This window comes from Streptomyces brasiliensis, from assembly GCF_014647875.1.
Taxonomy (GTDB): domain Bacteria; phylum Actinomycetota; class Actinomycetes; order Streptomycetales; family Streptomycetaceae; genus Streptomyces; species Streptomyces brasiliensis.
This window is the reverse complement of record NZ_BMQA01000105.1, coordinates 1-16,370: the sequence shown is the minus strand read 5'-3', so window position 1 is coordinate 16,370 and position 16,370 is coordinate 1. Positions and strand designations below refer to the sequence as shown.

The following is a 16,370-nucleotide window of genomic DNA, read 5'->3' as shown; positions in this document are numbered from 1 at the left end:
AAGCCCTACTAGTGCTGTGACCGGAAAGGTTCACCGGCTCGCGACGCCCGGCACGGCACCGGACGCCGCGAGCTTCCCGGCAAACCTTCCCGGCCACAGCACCAGCCCTCGCGCCGCCCCCGAACAGCCTCCGGGCGAGCGACTGCCCGGCCCTCGCCCGGAGGCTCCCCATGCCTGCACTTTCTCATCTTCGACTCGTGCGTTTTGTGAGGATTGCGTGACTGTCGACCACGTCGTGGGCTTGTTCGCCTCGGTAGGCCTGCCGGCCTGCCTGCTGGCGGCTTTGATCAAGCCGGAGAGGTTCTGATGACCGCGCCCGCGCCCGTGAGAGAGAAGCCCGACGAGGTCGTGCGACCACCCGATCGGGACCCGGCCCGCAGGATCGGCGCCGGACTGATCGACCCCAGACAACTGTGGCTCGCCCTGCCCGCCGCGCTGCGCAAGCTCAACCCGGTGACCCTGGCCCGCAACCCGGTCATGTTCGTCACCGAGATCGGTGCGGCCCTGACCACGGGCCTCGCGATCGCCCACCCGTCCGGGTTCGGCTGGCTGATCACCGCCTGGCTGTGGCTGACGGTCGTGTTCGCGAACCTCGCCGAGGCCGTCGCCGAGAGCCGTGGCCGCGCCCAGGCGGACACGCTGCGCGGCATGCGCCGCCAGACGGTCGCACGGCGGCTGGGTGGCTGGGAGCCGGGAGCTCCGGCGGGGTCGTACGTCGAGGAGTCCGTGGGCGCGGGGGAGCTGCGGCGGGGTGACGTCGTGGTCGTCGAGGCCGGGGAACTCGTCCCCGGAGACGGCGATGTCATCGAGGGCGTCGCCAGCATCGACGAGTCCGCGATCACCGGCGAGTCCGCGCCGGTGATCCGCGAGTCGGGCGGAGACCGCTCGGCGGTCACCGGCGGCACCCGCGTCCTGTCGGACCGCATCGTCGTGCGCGTCACACAGGATCCCGGCGAGTCCTTCCTGGACCGGATGATCTCCCTGGTCGAAGGCGCCGACCGGCAGAAGACCCCCAACGAGCTCGCGCTCAACCTGCTGCTGGTCATGATGACCTTCGTCTTCCTGGTCGCGGTCCTCACACTCCAGCCGATGGCGATCTTCTCCAAGGACTTCATGTCCGCCGCGCACGACACCGAGGCGCTCACCGCCAACGGCGTCACCGGCATCGTCCTGGTGTCCCTGCTCGTCTGTCTGATCCCGACGACCATCGGCGGTCTGCTCTCCGCCATCGGCATCGCGGGCATGGACCGGCTGGTGCAGCGCAATGTGCTCGCCATGTCGGGCCGGGCGGTCGAGGCGGCCGGCGACGTCAACACACTGCTGCTCGACAAGACCGGCACGATCACCCACGGCAACCGGCGGGCGAGCGAGTTGCTCACCGTCGGGTCAGTGACGGACCGGAAACTCGCGGACGCGGCCCTGCTCTCGAGCCTTGCCGACGAGACGCCGGAGGGCCGCTCGATCGTGGAATACGTGCACGAGCGGTTCGGGATGCCGCAGGTCGCGCCCAAGGACGCCGAGTGGGTGCCGTTCTCCGCCATGACCCGGATGTCGGGGGTGGACCTGCCTGGGGGCACCTCTCGGCCGGAGTCCGGGGGATGCCGCCGGCTGCGCAAGGGCGCGGCCACCGCGGTCGCGGGCTGGGTCGAGGACAACGGCGGCACCGTTCCCGTGGCCCTGGACGCCTGTGTGGAGCAGGTCTCGGCCTCCGGCGGCACCCCGCTCGCGGTCGCCGAGTGCCAGGGCGAGGGACCGGCCCGGCTGCTGGGCGTCATCCACCTCAAGGACGTGGTCAAGCCCGGCCTCAGGGAGCGCTTCGCGGAACTGCGCCGGATGGGCATCCGCACGGTCATGGTCACCGGCGACAACCCCGTCACCGCGAAGGCCATCGCCGACGAGGCGGGCGTCGACGACTTCCTCGCCGAGGCCACCCCCGAGGACAAACTCGCCCTCATCAAGAAGGAGCAGGCGGGCGGCCATCTGGTCGCGATGACCGGTGACGGCACCAACGACGCTCCGGCGCTCGCGCAGGCTGACGTCGGCGTGGCGATGAACACGGGCACGTCGGCCGCCAAGGAGGCCGGCAACATGGTCGACCTCGACTCCGACCCCACGAAGATCATCGACATCGTCGAGATCGGCAAGCAACTCCTCATCACTCGGGGCGCGTTGACCGCGTTCTCCATCGCCAACGACATCGCCAAGTACTTCGCGATCCTCCCGGCGATGTTCGGCGGGGTCTACCCGGCCGTGGACGCCGCCAACATCATGCGACTGCACTCGCCGACCTCCGCGATCCTGTCGGCCGTCATCTTCAACGCGGTGATCATCGTCGCGCTGATCCCGCTGGCCCTGCGCGGCGTGCGCTACCGGCCCAGCAGCGCCGACTCGCTGCTCACCCGCAACCTGTGGATCTACGGCATGGGTGGACTGCTCCTGCCCTTCCTCGCGATCAAGTTCATCGACGTCGCCGTCGTCCAGTTCATCCCCGGGATCTGACCATGAACTTTCTGTCCAGGATGCCCTCCTGGATCGGCCGCCATCTGGCGGCGATCCGGGTGGTCGTCGTGCTCACCGTGCTCGTGGGCCTCGTCTACCCGCTGGGGATGACCGCGATCGCCCAGGTGCCTGGACTCCGGAACCAGGCACACGGCTCCGAACTCGCCGCAGGTGGAAGCAAGCTCATCGGGCAGTCCTTCCTCGACAAGGAGGGCGCCCCGATCCCGTCGTACTTCCAGCCCCGCCCGTCCAATGCCGGTACCGGATACGACGCCTCGGCCTCGGCGGCCGGCAATCTCGGCCCGGAGTCCACGGTCGACGTCCTGCCCGTCAAGGGGCAGCCCGACTCGGGAAAGCAGAGTCTGCTCACCCAGGTCTGCGCCCGCAGCAAGGCGGTCGGTGAACTGGAGCATGTCGACGGTTCCCGCCCCTATTGCACGAGCGACGGCGTCGGCGCCGTCCTCGGCGTCTTTCGCGACGGGGGCACCACGGGCAGAGCCACCCGCGTGGTCAGCCTCGACCAGGCATGCCCCGCCCGGCCGTTCCTCGCCTCGTACGAAGGCGTCACGGTCGAGTGCGCCCGGCCCGGCGCCGACTACAGCAAGGCCGTCGTCACCCCGGTCCGCGGCGACGCGCCCGCGCACCCGAAGGTTCCCGCCGACGCGGTCACCGCGAGTGCCGGCGGACTCGACCCGCACATCAGCCCCGCGTACGCGACGCTCCAGACGCCGCGCGTCGCCCGCGAACGCGGCATGAGCGAGGCCGCCGTACGCAGGCTGGTCGGCGAGTACACCAGCGGCCGCGGCCTCGGTGTTCTCGGCGAACTGGCCGTGAACGTCGTCCAGTTGAACGCTGCCCTCGACCGCATGCATCCCGTGAAGGTGGCCTGACCATGTACGCCTGGCTCCAGGCCTCCCTGATCCTCGCCGTCGTCGTCGGACTGCACGTCCCGCTCGGCGACTACATGGCCCGCGTCCTCGACGGCGGACCGCACAGACGCGCCGAACGCGCCCTCTACAAGGTCTGCGGCGTCGACCCGGACCGCGAACAGGACTGGCGGCACTACCTGTTCGCGCTGCTCGCCTTCAGCCTGATGAGCATCGCCGCGCTCTTCGCCCTCTTCACCCTCCAGGGTAAGCTGCCCTGGTCCACCGGCCACGAGGGCATGCCCTGGCGGCTCGCGCTGCACACCGCCGTCAGCTTCATCACCAACACCAGCTGGCAGAACTACGCGGGTGAGTCCACCACCGGCCACCTCGCGGTGATGGCGGGACTGGGCGTCCAGGCGTTCGCCTCGGCGGCCGTCGGCATCTGTGCCGCGCTCGCCCTCGTCCGGGGCCTCGTCCGCCGCGACACCGACCGCCTGGGCAACTTCTGGGTCGACCTGATCCGCACGATCTTCCGGGTCATCGTGCCCCTGTCGATCGTCTCCGGGATCGTCCTGATCGCCCTGGGCGTTCCGCAGAACCTGGGCGGCGCGCACACCGTCACCACGGTCGCGGGCGGACAGCAGACCCTGCTCGGCGGTCCCGTCGGCTCCTGGGAGCCGATCAAGCTGATGTCCGGCGACGGCGGCGGCGTCTTCAACGCCAGCAGCGCGCACCCCTTCGAGAACCCGTCGGCGTACACCAACGCCATCGAGATCGTGCTGATGCTGCTGATCCCGACCGCCTTCATCCGTACCTACGGACGCCTGATCGGCTCGCTGCGGCAGAGCTGGACGCTGCTCGCGGTCGTCGGCATCCTCTTCGGGCTGCTGCTGGCGGTTGGCAGTCTCGCGCAGAGCGCCCACAACGGTACGGTGACCGAAGCGGTCGGCGGGCAGTACGAGGGCACGGAGACCCGCTTCGGCATCCCCGGCTCGACGCTCTTCGGCGTCGCCGCCACGGGCTCGGCGGACGGCGCGGCGAACGCGTCGTACGACAGCTTCTCCAGCATCGGCGGTGGAGCGCTGCTGTCGGCGATGATGCTCGGCGAGATCGCCCCGGGCGGCACCGGCAGCGGGCTGTACGGCCTGATCGTGGCCGTGATGATCGCCGTGTTCGTGGGCGGCCTGATGGTCGGCCGCACCCCCGAGTACCTGCGCAAGCGGATCGGCTTCCCGGAGATGCGGTTCGTCGTGCTGTACGCGCTGGTCGCCCCGACAACCATCCTGGGCTGCTCGGCGCTCGCGGTCGCGCTCGGCGACGGCCCGTCGTCCATGGGCAACCCGGGGCCCCACGGCCTGACCGAGCTGGTGTACGCCTACACCTCCAACGTCAACAGCAACGGCAGCGCGATGGCGGGCTTCAACGGCGCCACCGACTTCCACAACCTGCTGATGGCGGCGGCGATGCTGATCGGCCGGTATGTCCCGATGGTGTTCCTGCTCGCCCTCGCCGGCCGGCTGGCCCGTCAGCAGCCCGGCGTCGTCACCGTCGGCACCCTCCAGGCCCGCGGCGTCAACTTCGTCGCCCTGGCCACCGGAGCCGCCCTCATCCTGGCGCTCCTCAACTTCCTCCCGGCTCTGTCCCTGGGACCGCTGGCGGAAGGGCTGCTCTAGCAGCCGTACGTCTCCTGTGCGGGCAGGCCTTCACCCACCCACGTCGGCCGACCCGCCGGGGCCGTATCACGGGTGATCGACATGAGGCGGAGGACACTGTTGCCGACTGTCCCACCGGCCGCGATGGGGGCCCGATGGCGTACGGCCTGGCACGCCGTGAACTGAGACCGAGAGTTCCGCTGCGCCCGGGGGAGGGTGAGAAGCACCGTCTGACGAGCCTGGAGGGGCTCGCCGCCCTCTCTCTGGACGCGCTCAGCTCGGTGGCCTACGGCCCGGAGGCGATCGTGCTCGCGCTCGTCGTCGCCGGGACCGGGGCGCTCACCGCGACCCTGCCCATCACCCTGGCGATCACCTTCCTGCTCGCCACGCTCGTGGTGTCGTACGGCCAGGTCATCGCCGTCCACCCGGACGGCGGCGGCGCCTACGCGGTGGCCAGGAAGGACCTCGGCAGGACCGCGAGCCTGCTCGCCGCGGCCAGCCTCGTCGTCGACTACGTCCTCACCGTCGCCGTCAGTCTCGCCGCCGGCGCCGACGCCCTCGCGTCCGCCTTTCCGGCCCTGGCCCACGACGGGCTCCTTGTGTGTCTGGTGGGGCTGGCGCTGCTGACGGTGGTGAACCTGCGCGGTGTCACGGAGAGCGCCCGGGTGCTGATGCTGCCGACCCTGCTGTTCATCGTGGCCGTCCTCGGCGTCGTCGTGGTCGGTCTGTTCCGCTCCCACCCGGTGGCCGTCGTCGGCACCCCCGAGTCCTTCCCGGTGCAGGAGTCGCTGGGCTTCCTGCTGATCCTCAAGGCGTTCTCCTCCGGCTGCTCGGCGCTGACGGGCGTCGAGGCGATCGCCAACGCCGTACCGACCTTCCGCACACCCAAGGTGAAACGGGCCCAGCGCACGGAACTCATGCTGGGCGCACTCCTCGGACTGATGCTCATCGGGCTGGCCGTGCTCATCCGCCGCGACCACGTGGCCCCACGCGGGCAGGTGACGATCCTGGCCCAGCTGACGGCCGGTGCGTACGGCGACGGCTGGGCGTACTACGCCACCAACCTGCTCGTCACGCTGGTCCTCCTCCTCGCCGCCAACACCAGCTTCGGCGGACTTCCGGTGCTCATGAGCCTGCTGGCCCGCGACCACCGGCTGCCGCATCTGTTCGGGCTGCGCGCCGAACGTCCGGTGTACCGCTACGGTGTGGGGGCGCTGGCGCTGCTGGCCGCACTCCTGCTCGTCGCCACCGACGCCGACACCCACCGGTTGATCCCGCTCTTCGCCATCGGTGTGTTCATCGGTTTCACGCTGAGTCAGCTCGGCCTCGTCCGGCACTGGGCGACCCTGAAGCCCGCCGGCTGGAAGCGCCGTGCGCTGATCAACGGCACCGGAGCACTGATGACCACCGTGGCCGGTGTCATCCTCCTCACCACGAAGTTCCTGGAGGGCGCCTGGGTGGTGGTGATCGCCGTACCGCTGCTCATGCTCCTGTTCGCCCGCATCGAGCGCTACTACACCGCCGTGGGCGAGGAGTTGGGCCTCGGCCGTATCCCGGAGGCACCGGACCGGCGTACCGGCAGCCTGGTGATCGTTCCGCTCGGCGAGGTGAGCAAGCTCGCCCAGCACGCCGTCACCGCCGCGCTCGCCCTCGGCGACGAGGTGGTCGCCGTCGCGGTGCACGCCGACCCGAGCAGGACCCGGGCACTCGAGGAGGCCTGGGAGCGCTGGAACCCGGGAGTACGGCTCGACGTCATCGACAGCCCGCACCGCTCCCTGGTCCAGCCGATCGTGGACTACGTGCAGCGCGCGGCCCGGGACGGACGTCAGATCGCCGTCCTCATCCCCGAGGTCGAACCCCGCCACCGCCGCTACGAGATCCTCCAGAACCAGCGCGGTCTGCTCCTCGCGACGGTGCTGCGCGCACGCACCGACGTGGTGGTCTGTCTGCTGCCGTACCGGCTCACGCTGTGAGCCGGGGGACAGCGCGAGCTCGTCACTCCTGGCGCGATCGATGTGCCGTACGCGCCGAAATCGAAGCGTCCCTGACGGATTGACTGGTTCCCCGTCATTCCGTAACGTTCGCGAGATTATTCGAAACTTTCGGACTGGAGGGGGCTGTTCCGCATGCGGGCCTACGACAACCCTGTGATCCCCGGATTCCACCCGGACCCGAGCGTCTGCCGGGTGGGGGAGGACTACTACCTGGTGTGCTCGAGCTTCGAGTACTTCCCCGGCATTCCGCTCTTCCACAGCCGGGACCTGGTGCACTGGCGGCAGATCGGCAACGTGCTCGACCGGCCCGGGCACTGGGAACTGCCCGACGAAACCCCGGCGTCCGGGGGCATCTACGCGCCGACCATCCGGTACCACGACGGGCGTTTCCACGTCATCACCACCGACGTCGACGGCCTCGGTACCTTCCTCGTGACCAGCGAGCGGCCCGAGGGCCCCTGGTCGGACCCCGTACGCATCGACCTGCCCGGCATCGACCCCGACCTGGTCTGGGACGAGGACGGCTCCTGCTGGTGCGCCCTGGCCGGGGTCCAGGTGGCCCGCATCGATCCGCGCACGGGAAAGGTGCTCGAAGGTCCGCTGCCCGCCTGGTCGGGGACCGGGCTGCGGGACCCGGAGGCGCCGCACCTCTACCGGATCGGCGAGTGGTGGTACCTGCTGGTGGCCGAGGGCGGCACCGCGCTCGGCCACGGCGTCTCGATCGCCCGCGCCCGCTCCCCGCGCGGCCCCTGGGAACCGGCCCCCGGCAACCCCCTTCTCAGCCACCGTGGTTCGGCTTCGCCGATCCAGTGCACCGGCCACGCCGACCTCGTCGAGGCGGCCGACGGCACCTGGTGGATGGTCCTGCTCGGTACCCGGCCCAGGGGCTACTTCCCGGAGTTCCACGTCCTCGGCAGGGAGACCTTCCTCGTGCCGGTGGAGTGGGCGGACGGCTGGCCGCGGGTGGGCCCGGTGCGCGAGCGGCATCCGGCGCCCACGGCCTGGCACCCGGTCGAACCGCCACCGGTGCGGGACGACTTCGACGCCCCGGCCCTCGCGCCGTACTGGATCTCCCCGCGCCGGAGGCCCGAGGGTTCCTGGTCGGTGAGCGAGCGGCCGGGGTGGCTGACTCTGACGGCCACCGGGGACAGCCTCGACCGGCCCGGCCACACCTTCGTCGGGCGCCGTCAGCAGCACCCCGACTGCCGGACGGCGGCGCTCGTCGATCCCGGCACCGGCCGCGCCGGGCTGTCCGTCCGCATCGACGAGGCGCACCACTTCGACATCGAGGTGGGCGGGGGGACGGTGAGCGTGGTCGCCCGGATCGGGCCGGTGCGGCAGCGGCTCGCGGAGCACCCCGTGCCGCCGGGACCGGTCACGCTCGCCGTCGACATCCGCACCGCCGACGTCCTCCCGCCCACGGTCACGACCGCCGGCGGCCATGCTCCCGGCATCCGGGCCGGCGGCCCCGACACGATCGCCTTCTCGGTCGAGGGTCCGTCAGGGGCCGTGCGGCTGGCGGAACTCGACGGCCGTTATCTGTCCACGCAGGTCGCGACGGGCTTCACCGGGCGCGTCATCGGCATGTACGTCACCGAGGGCAGTGCCGATTTCGACTGGTTCGACCACGGTCCGGCGGTCCCGGCGGCTTCCTGAGCCCAAGCCGTGCCGCCCGCCCGGCAGTTGCCGGTGGATTGGGCGTGTACGAGGGGTTGCCACGTGTCACCGGCTGTCCTTAGGGTGCGGCAGCAGCACCGAAGCTTTCTGGACTTCGTTCGAAACTTTCGAAGACCGCCGAGCGTCAGCTCGGCGGCGGCCGTACCGCCGGTGCCCCGACGGGATGGCGCGCGCCGACGGTCGTACCCCGAGAGACAGGAGTCGCACCATGGCCAAGACGGGCACCCGCCTCAGACTCGCCGGCGCCCTCGCCGCCGCCCTGGTGGCCGCCGGCGTCGCCAACGGGCCCGCCGCCCAGGCGCACGACCGGCAGCTCGGCCTCGCCGACCTCGCCCACCGCCACGGCCGCTACTTCGGCAGCGCCGTCGACGGCCCCGCACTGACCGACAGCCCCTACCTGAAGATCCTCGGCGACCAGTTCGACATGGTCACGCCGGCCAACGGCATGAAGTGGTACGCCACCGAACCCCAGCAGGGCGTCTTCGACTGGAAGGACGGCGACGCGATCGTCCAGCTGGCCCGCGCCAACCACCAGCGTGTCCGCGGCCACACCCTGGTCTGGCACAGCCAGCTGCCCGACTGGCTCACCTCCCGCGAGTGGACCGCCTCCGAACTGCGGGCGATCCTCAAGAAGCACACCTTCGCCGAGGTGGGCCACTACCGCGGCAAGGTCTACTCCTGGGACGTCGTCAACGAGGCGTTCAACGAGGACGGCACCTACCGCGACACCATCTGGTACCAGACCCTCGGCCCCGGCTACATCGCCGACGCCTTGCGCTGGGCCCACCAGGCCGACCCGCACGCCAAGCTCTACCTGAACGACTACAACCTCGAGGCGATCGGCCCGAAGAGCGACGCCTACTACCGGCTGGCGAAGGACCTCAAGGCGCAGGGTGTACCGCTGGACGGCGTCGGCTTCCAGGGTCACCTGGCGCTCCAGTACGGCTATCCGGCCACCCTGGAGGACAATCTCCGGCGCTTCACCGAGCTGGGTCTCGACACCGCCCTCACCGAGGTCGACGTCCGGATGCAGCTGCCGGCGACCGACGAGAAGCTGGCCGAGCAGGCGACCTGGTACCGGGACCTCACCGAGGCCTGCCTGGCCGTGCGGCACTGCGTGGGCGTGACGGTCTGGGACTACACCGACAAGTACTCCTGGGTCCCGGGCGTCTTCCCGGGCGAGGGTGCTCCGCTGCCGTGGGACGACCAGCTGAAGCCGGCGTACTACGCGCTGCGTGAGGCGCTCGACTGACGCACCTGAGCCGAGCGGCTACGAGGAGTAGTCGCGCCCGGACACACGTCGGGGCCGGTGCGCACCGAGTCATGTGCGGGCCGGCCCCTCAAGTCACCGGGCGGAGCGGGGGAACGCCCGGGTGGTGCGTCAGGCGGCCGTCATCACCCGGAGCGGGCGGTGCGGGGCGATGACCTGGCCGTCGGGCAGGAGCTCACCGGTGTCCTCGAAGAGCAGGACGCCGTTGCACAGGAGGCTCCAGCCCTGCTCCGGGTGGTGCGCCACGAGGCGGGCGGACTCCCGGTCGGCGGATTCTGCGGTCGGACACGGTGGCTGGTGCTGGCACATGGGTGGGATCTTTCGCTGTGTCGTGGTCATCTTCGTCCCCCGTGTGTGATGTGTCGGTCGGAACCCAGTGTTGCCTTCCGGGCGTCAATCCGCAGGGATTTCGCAGCACGGCTTCTTCACAGGTTGATGACGCATCGCCCACGCGGATGGTTCATCCCAACTGGGCGGTCGCTTCGGGTGGTTCCGGATGGCCGGAGAGGGCTAGTCCGCTCAGGCCGGGGGCGGCATCGCGGCTCGTAGGAGCGCCGAAGGGCTCGTACGAGCAACGCCCGGCGAACAGCGCCGGGGCCCTGGGGGGGAGCCCCGACATACGGACGTACCCCGCCTTCCGGAAAGGAAGACGGGGTACGAACGGGTGGTTCTTCAGGCAGGTGTGATGAGGAGCGGCGCGGGGGTCACCCGGTGTGTCAGGACCGGGAGCAACTCGGCCACGCGATGAGGCCGGTGGGCCGCGATGCCGGGCGGTGCCGGGGCCAGGGGCACGAGCAGATCGGTGGCGGCCGGGTGACCCTCGGCGCCGTCCGCCGCGCAGTCCCCGTGCAGCCACAGCGTGAGCATGTACAGGCCCGGTACGGACAGCAGCCGTGGCTGGTACGACTGTTGCAGGGTCTCGGCCTGGCGCAGCGCCTGTTCGGTCGAGGCGATGTATGGGCCCTCGAAGAAGTGCGAGAAGGCCCAGCCGTCCGGGGTCAGCATGGTCTCGGCGGCGGCCACCGCACGCTCGCCGCAGCGGATCAGGAAGCGCCATCCGGCCAGCCGGGTCGCGGACACGCCCTCGGCGGTGATCCGGTCCAGCACATGAACGGGCAGCGGGAGTTCGGCGGTGGCGGGTTGCTGGGCGGTGCGCAGTGAGGGGGTTCGGGCCTCGCGGACCGCGGTGGGGGAACCGAGGGCCGTGAGGACGGAGCGAAGTGCGGGCGCGGGTGCAGGGGGGACCTGAAGCGGCATGTGGGTCGCCTCTCAATCGACAGGCGCGGTGGCGCGAGGGCTTGGGCGGACGGCGCTGTCTGTTCGACGAGGTCAGGGAGGTGGGGGCCCGGGTCGGTGGACGAGGTGCGGACGAAGCCTGCCGTTCGTCACCTGACGGCAGGAACCAGGACCGGGGCGCCAACCTTCTGGCTTGTACGCGGAGTTTATACGACTCGTGTTCAGACGATGTTTCGTCTAGCCGTTTGCGGTTAACCGAACAAGGCGTAATTCAGCCGGTGATTCGCGGGAAACATCCCGATTCCCCGACCATCGGTCCCCGCTGACCTCGTACGACGCCGCCGGAGCGGTCGGCCGAATGTCGTCGGCGTTTTTCACGAGGCGCTCGGGAAAGTGAAGTTGCATACTGCTCCATGCCCCGTGAATGTGCCTCTGGACTCAATCCCACAGAGTAGCGGGCACCGGGGCCTCGCGGGACGTTATCGATCGCTTCCGCTGGGCATCATCCCACCTGACCCGGGACCCCGGCGGCCGGATCTTGGACCGCCCATCCGAGGAGGGACACTTCGATGGGGGAGAAGGTCGTGGCAGGGCCGTTCGACCTGTCCGAGCGCCGGCACTACCGGGAGAAGCTCCGGAAGTGCCTGACGGGACTGGAGCGACTGCTGCAGGAGAAGCGGTTCGACCGCCCGAAGAACCTGATGGGTCTCGAGATAGAACTGAATCTCGCCGGCTCCGACGGCATGCCCCGGATGATGAATGCGCAAGTACTGGAACGCATCGCGAGCCGAGATTTCCAAACAGAACTCGCCATGTTCAATCTGGAAGTGAACATAGCCCCACACCGATTGGGTGGGCGGGTATTCGACCGGCTCGCCGAGGAACTCCGCACCTCGCTGGCATACGCCGATCGCAAGGCCGGAGAACTCGACGCCGGAATCGTGATGATCGGCATTCTGCCCACGCTCGACCGGGACGACCTGGTCTCCGCAAACCTCTCCGAGGTCGACCGCTACGCCCTGCTCAACGACCAGATCGTGGCCGCCCGGGGCGAGGACTTCGCGCTCGACATCGAGGGCGTCGAACACCTCACCTGCACGTCCAAGTCCATCGTCCCCGAGGCCGCGTGCACCTCCGTGCAACTGCACCTCCAGGTCACCCCGGGGCGCTTCGCCGACGTGTGGAACGCGGCGCAGGCCGCCTGCGCGGCGCAGATCGCGGTCGGCGCCAACTCGCCCTTCCTGTTCGGCCGCGAGCTGTGGCGCGAGTCCCGGCCCCCGCTGTTCCTGCAGTCCACCGACACCCGCCCGCCCGAGCTGCAGGCCCAGGGAGTGCGGCCGCGCACCTGGTTCGGCGAGCGGTGGATCTCCTCGGCGTACGAACTCTTCGAGGAGAACCTGCGCTACTTCCCGGCACTCCTGCCGATGCGCGACGACGAGGACCCGCTCGAGGTGCTCGACGCGGGCGGCGTGCCGAAGCTCGCCGAACTCGTCCTGCACAACGGCACGGTGTACCGCTGGAACCGCCCGGTGTACGGCATCGCCGACGGCGTTCCGCACCTGCGCGTCGAGAACCGCGTCCTGCCCGCCGGGCCGACCGTCACCGACGTCATCGCCAACGCGGCCTTCTACTACGGCCTCGTGCGCGCCCTGGCCGAGGAGTCGCGGCCCGTGTGGACCCGGCTGCCCTTCACGGCGGCCGAGGCCAACTTCGACGCCGCGTGCCGGCACGGCATCGACGCCCGCTTCGTCTGGCCCCGGCGCGGACGGTACGGCGGCACGGCCGAGGTCGACGCCGTCACCCTCGTACGCGACGAACTCCTGCCGCTCGCCGAGGCCGGCCTGGACGCGTGGGGCGTCGAGGCCGCCGACCGCGACCTCTACCTGGGTGTCATCGAGGAACGCTGCCGGCGCCGCGTCAACGGCGCGTCCTGGCAGGCGGCGACGTTCCACCGCGCCCTGGAACAGGGCCTGACCCGCCAGGCCGCCCTGGCGGCGACGACCCGGCGCTACGCCGCACTCATGCACGCCGGTGACCCGGTGCACACCTGGCCGGTGGGGCTGCCGGAGCCGGCGCTGCTCACCTGAGGTCCACCGGTACGCGCCGCGCGGGCGGGTACCTGGACGGGGGTCGGCCGCGCCCGTCCGGGACTGATCGGGCAAGCTGTGACGTCCCAGGACAGTGGTGCCCATCGGTCGTGCACGGTTGTCGTCCCTGCTTTCGGGACCCTGGCGAGGCCAGGATGGGGAGGGAGCGGGTCGGTCGACTGAAGGCAGGTGTGCAGGTGGAGGCGGAGCCGGTGGCCGGTTCTTTTGTGCAGGAGCGGCCCTCGCGGCGGATCTTCCGGGACGAGACACTGCTCGTCCTCGGGCTTTCGCTCGGCGCGAGCGGAGTGTCCGCCCTGATCAGCTTTGTGGGGTCGGTCACCAAACCCGGTGGCCTCAAGGACCAGGCGGCCACCCTCAACGCCTCGGCCGCTCCGGGCCGCCCCTGGCTCGATCTCGCCTGGCAGCTCTTCGGCATCACCACCGCCCTGATCCCCGTCGCCCTCGTCGCGCACTTCCTGATGCGCGAGGGCAAGAGCCTGCGCACCCTCGGCTTCGACCGCACCCGCCCCTGGCCGGACCTGGGCCGCGGCGCCGCGATCGCGGCCGTGATCGGCAGTACCGGAATCGCCTTCTACCTGGCCGCGCGTGGCCTCGGCTTCAACCTCACGGTCGTCCCCGAGGCACTGCCCGGCGTCTGGTGGAAGTACCCGGTGCTGATCCTGTCGGCGGTGCAGAACGCGGTCCTCGAAGAGGTGATCGTCGTCGGCTATCTGCTGCGCAGGCTCGGACAGCTGGGCTGGACGCCGGGCAGTGCGCTGGTGGCCAGTGCCGTACTGCGCGGCTCCTACCACCTGTACCAGGGCATCGGCGGCTTCGTCGGCAACATGGCGATGGGCGTGGTGTTCGTGTACCTGTACCGGCGCTGGGGCCGGGTCGGTCCGCTGGTGGTGGCGCACTCCCTGCTCGACATCGGCGCTTTCGTCGGGTACGCGCTGCTGGCGGGCAGGGTGGGCTGGCTGCCTACGGCGTGAGCAGGTCGCCCTCGACGACCGTGACCGCATGCCCGGTGAGCAGCGTGCGCTCGCCGCGCAGTCCGGTGCGGACGAGCCCCGGGCGACGGGAGGCCTGGAGGCCGGTGAGATCGGGGCGGCCGAGACGCTCGGACCAGTACGGGGCCAGAGCGGTGTGGGCGCTTCCGGTGACCGGGTCCTCGTCGATGCCGACATTGGGGAAGAAGCAGCGTGACACGTAGTCGTAGCCCCGGGCCGGGTCCTCGGCGCGGGCGGTGGCGATGATGCCGCGCGCGGAGTAGGAGCCGAGCGCCTTGTGGTCCGGGGCGAGCCCGCGGACGGTCTTCTCGTCGGCGAGTTCCAGCACCAGATCGCCGACGTTCGGTCCGCTGTCGAACGCGGCGGAGGGCTCGGCGCCGAGCGCGCCCGCGACCCCGCCCGGAACCTCGACCCGGGTCAGCGGGGCGGTCGGGAAGTCCAGGGTGATCGAGCCGTCCGCGCCGGGCGTCGCGACGAGCACCCCGCTGCGCGTGGCGAACCGCACCGGTCCCTCGTGGGCGCCTGTGGTGTGCAGGACGTGGGCCGTGGCGAGTGTGGCATGCCCGCACATCGCGACCTCCGTGACCGGGGTGAACCAGCGCAGCGCCCAGTCCGCGTCGCCGCCCTCGGGCAGCCGGTGCGCGAACGCCGTTTCGGCGTGGTTCACCTCCATGGCGACGTTCTGCATCCAGTCGTCGTCCGGAAAGGCGTCGAGGAGCAGGACTCCGGCCGGGTTGCCGGAGAAGGGGCGGTCGGTGAAGGCGTCGATGATTCGGATACGCATGACGCCGACGGTAGAGGTCGGGACGACCGGTCGGCCAAGGCCAATCGGCGAGTCCTGGCCCGGTCGGGGAGGAAGCCGTCGTGTACGGCCGAGTTCTGGTCCGATTCGGGTCGGGAGCCGTCATGCGGCCGGGATCTGGTCCGGTTCGGGGCCGGGGCCGGCGTACGGCCGGGGACGAGCGCCCCGGACCGCGCCAGACGTCCAAGCCGGCCACCACGACACGTCCGAGCTCATCAGATCCGCCTGCAGCGTCTGCATCGGCTCCAGGGGGCCGAGCGCATCGCCGGCGGCCGGCGGAACCAGCCCGCAGCCGGGTGGCCCCCGCCCGTCGGCGAAGGCCACCCGGCGGGGTCACTGCTGCCGTGCGAGCCAGTCGGTGAACCGGGTCTCGGCGATGTGTGCGTCCGGGCCCGGCAGGAGCGTGGTTTCCTGAAGCTCTACACCGAAGTACCGGGCGTGCGGGTCCGTGACCACGGTGCGGGGGTCGTCGGCGGCGGCGAGTCCCGTGCGGACCATCTCGTCGAGCGGGAACACGTCGGGGCCGGCGACCTCCACCACACCGCCGACCGGAGTGCCTACCGCGGCGCGGCCGACGGCCGCGGCCACGTCGTCGGAGACGATGGGCTGGATGCTGGCGGAGGACAGACGCACGGTGTCGCCGTCGGTCGCCTCGGCCGCGATCGCCTTGACGAACTCGAAGAACTGCGTGGCGTGGACGATGGTGTACGGGATGCCGGACGCCTTGATCAGCTCCTCCTGGGCCTGCTTGGCGCGGAAGTACCCGCTCTCCTGCAAGCGCTCGGTGCCGACCACGGACAGGGCCACGTGATGCGTGACGCCGGCCTCGGCCTCCGCCTTCAGCAGATTGGTGGTGGAGGTGCGGAAGAAGTCCATGACGGGCCCGTCCGCGAACGAGGGCGAGTTGGACACGTCGACCACGACCGACGCGCCCTTCAGGACCTCGGCCAGCCCCTCGCCGGTCAGAGTGTTGACACCGGTGTTGGGCGCGGCCGGGATCGCCTCGTGCCCGTGCTCGGCGAGTTTCTCGACCAGTTTCGAGCCGATGAGCCCGGTTCCACCGATCACTACGACCTTCATGACGGAATCCTCTCGCGGGAGTTCAATTCATCTGCACTGAAGAGACCGGGCAGCGGCTCCGCTTGTGACACGGATGCGTGTGAATCCGTGGCGTATCCGGTTATTCGACAAGCTTTCCGTCGGTCGAAACATCTGCCATGAGTGAGGAAATCTCGTCCGGGATCGGCGGAATGCTTTCGTGGGTGATGCCTGTG

The 16,370-nt window shown here is 70.4% G+C and carries 12 protein-coding genes; 8 read left to right on the top strand and 4 right to left on the bottom strand.

Annotated elements, in window-relative coordinates; all coding sequences use genetic code 11:
- Nucleotides 1-306: 306 nt before the first annotated feature.
- The 6 genes from kdpB to IEZ19_RS46465 all read left to right on the top strand — a co-directional run bounded on the left by kdpB (nt 307) and on the right by IEZ19_RS46465 (nt 9,943).
- Nucleotides 307-2,499 (top strand): potassium-transporting ATPase subunit KdpB, encoded by a 2,193-nt coding sequence (gene kdpB, locus IEZ19_RS46490; RefSeq protein WP_189317432.1) that lies wholly within the window; start codon nt 307-309, stop codon nt 2,497-2,499.
- A 2-nt stretch (nt 2,500-2,501) separates the two neighbouring features.
- Nucleotides 2,502-3,389 (top strand): potassium-transporting ATPase subunit C, encoded by an 888-nt coding sequence (locus IEZ19_RS53295; RefSeq protein WP_189317431.1) that lies wholly within the window; start codon nt 2,502-2,504, stop codon nt 3,387-3,389.
- 2 nt (nt 3,390-3,391) lie between these two features.
- Nucleotides 3,392-5,041: a potassium-transporting ATPase subunit KdpA gene (gene kdpA, locus IEZ19_RS46480; protein WP_189317430.1), complete on the top strand. Its 1,650-nt coding sequence runs from the start codon at nt 3,392-3,394 to the stop codon at nt 5,039-5,041.
- 134 nt (nt 5,042-5,175) lie between these two features.
- Nucleotides 5,176-6,993, top strand: coding sequence for an APC family permease (locus tag IEZ19_RS46475; protein WP_189317429.1), 1,818 nt, complete (start codon nt 5,176-5,178; stop codon nt 6,991-6,993).
- A gap of 153 nt (nt 6,994-7,146) precedes the next feature.
- The gene (locus IEZ19_RS46470; RefSeq protein ID WP_189317428.1) at nt 7,147-8,670 is read left to right on the top strand and encodes a glycoside hydrolase family 43 protein; all 1,524 of its coding nucleotides are present in this window, start codon (nt 7,147-7,149) and stop codon (nt 8,668-8,670) included.
- 229 nt (nt 8,671-8,899) lie between these two features.
- On the top strand, nt 8,900-9,943 hold the full coding sequence (locus tag IEZ19_RS46465; protein WP_189317427.1) for an endo-1,4-beta-xylanase: 1,044 nt from the start codon (nt 8,900-8,902) through the stop codon (nt 9,941-9,943).
- A 129-nt stretch (nt 9,944-10,072) separates the two neighbouring features.
- Here the strand turns inward: IEZ19_RS46465 and IEZ19_RS46460 are convergent, their stop codons facing one another.
- Together IEZ19_RS46460 and IEZ19_RS46455 are read right to left on the bottom strand one after the other, a co-directional pair.
- On the bottom strand, nt 10,073-10,270 hold the full coding sequence (locus IEZ19_RS46460) for a DUF5999 family protein (RefSeq protein ID WP_189317426.1): 198 nt from the start codon (nt 10,268-10,270) through the stop codon (nt 10,073-10,075).
- Between the two features lie 363 nt (nt 10,271-10,633).
- Complete coding sequence (locus IEZ19_RS46455) at nt 10,634-11,218, bottom strand: hypothetical protein (RefSeq protein ID WP_189317425.1); 585 nt, start codon at nt 11,216-11,218, stop codon at nt 10,634-10,636.
- A 548-nt stretch (nt 11,219-11,766) separates the two neighbouring features.
- Here IEZ19_RS46455 and IEZ19_RS46450 point away from each other — a divergent pair.
- Nucleotides 11,767-13,284, top strand: a complete 1,518-nt coding sequence (locus tag IEZ19_RS46450; protein WP_189317424.1) for a glutamate-cysteine ligase family protein — start codon at nt 11,767-11,769, stop codon at nt 13,282-13,284.
- Between the two features lie 191 nt (nt 13,285-13,475).
- Nucleotides 13,476-14,276 carry a CPBP family intramembrane glutamic endopeptidase gene (locus IEZ19_RS46445; protein ID WP_189317423.1) on the top strand — a complete coding sequence of 267 codons (801 nt, stop codon included), beginning with the start codon at nt 13,476-13,478 and terminating at the stop codon, nt 14,274-14,276.
- Here the strand turns inward: IEZ19_RS46445 and IEZ19_RS46440 are convergent.
- Nucleotides 14,266-15,078 carry a PhzF family phenazine biosynthesis protein gene (locus IEZ19_RS46440; RefSeq protein WP_189317422.1) on the bottom strand — a complete coding sequence of 271 codons (813 nt, stop codon included), beginning with the start codon at nt 15,076-15,078 and terminating at the stop codon, nt 14,266-14,268. The genes IEZ19_RS46445 and IEZ19_RS46440 overlap by 11 nt on opposite strands.
- A 351-nt stretch (nt 15,079-15,429) precedes the next feature.
- The gene (locus IEZ19_RS46435) at nt 15,430-16,176 is read right to left on the bottom strand and encodes an SDR family oxidoreductase (RefSeq protein ID WP_189317421.1); all 747 of its coding nucleotides are present in this window, start codon (nt 16,174-16,176) and stop codon (nt 15,430-15,432) included.
- Between the last annotated feature and the right edge of the window lie 194 nt (nt 16,177-16,370).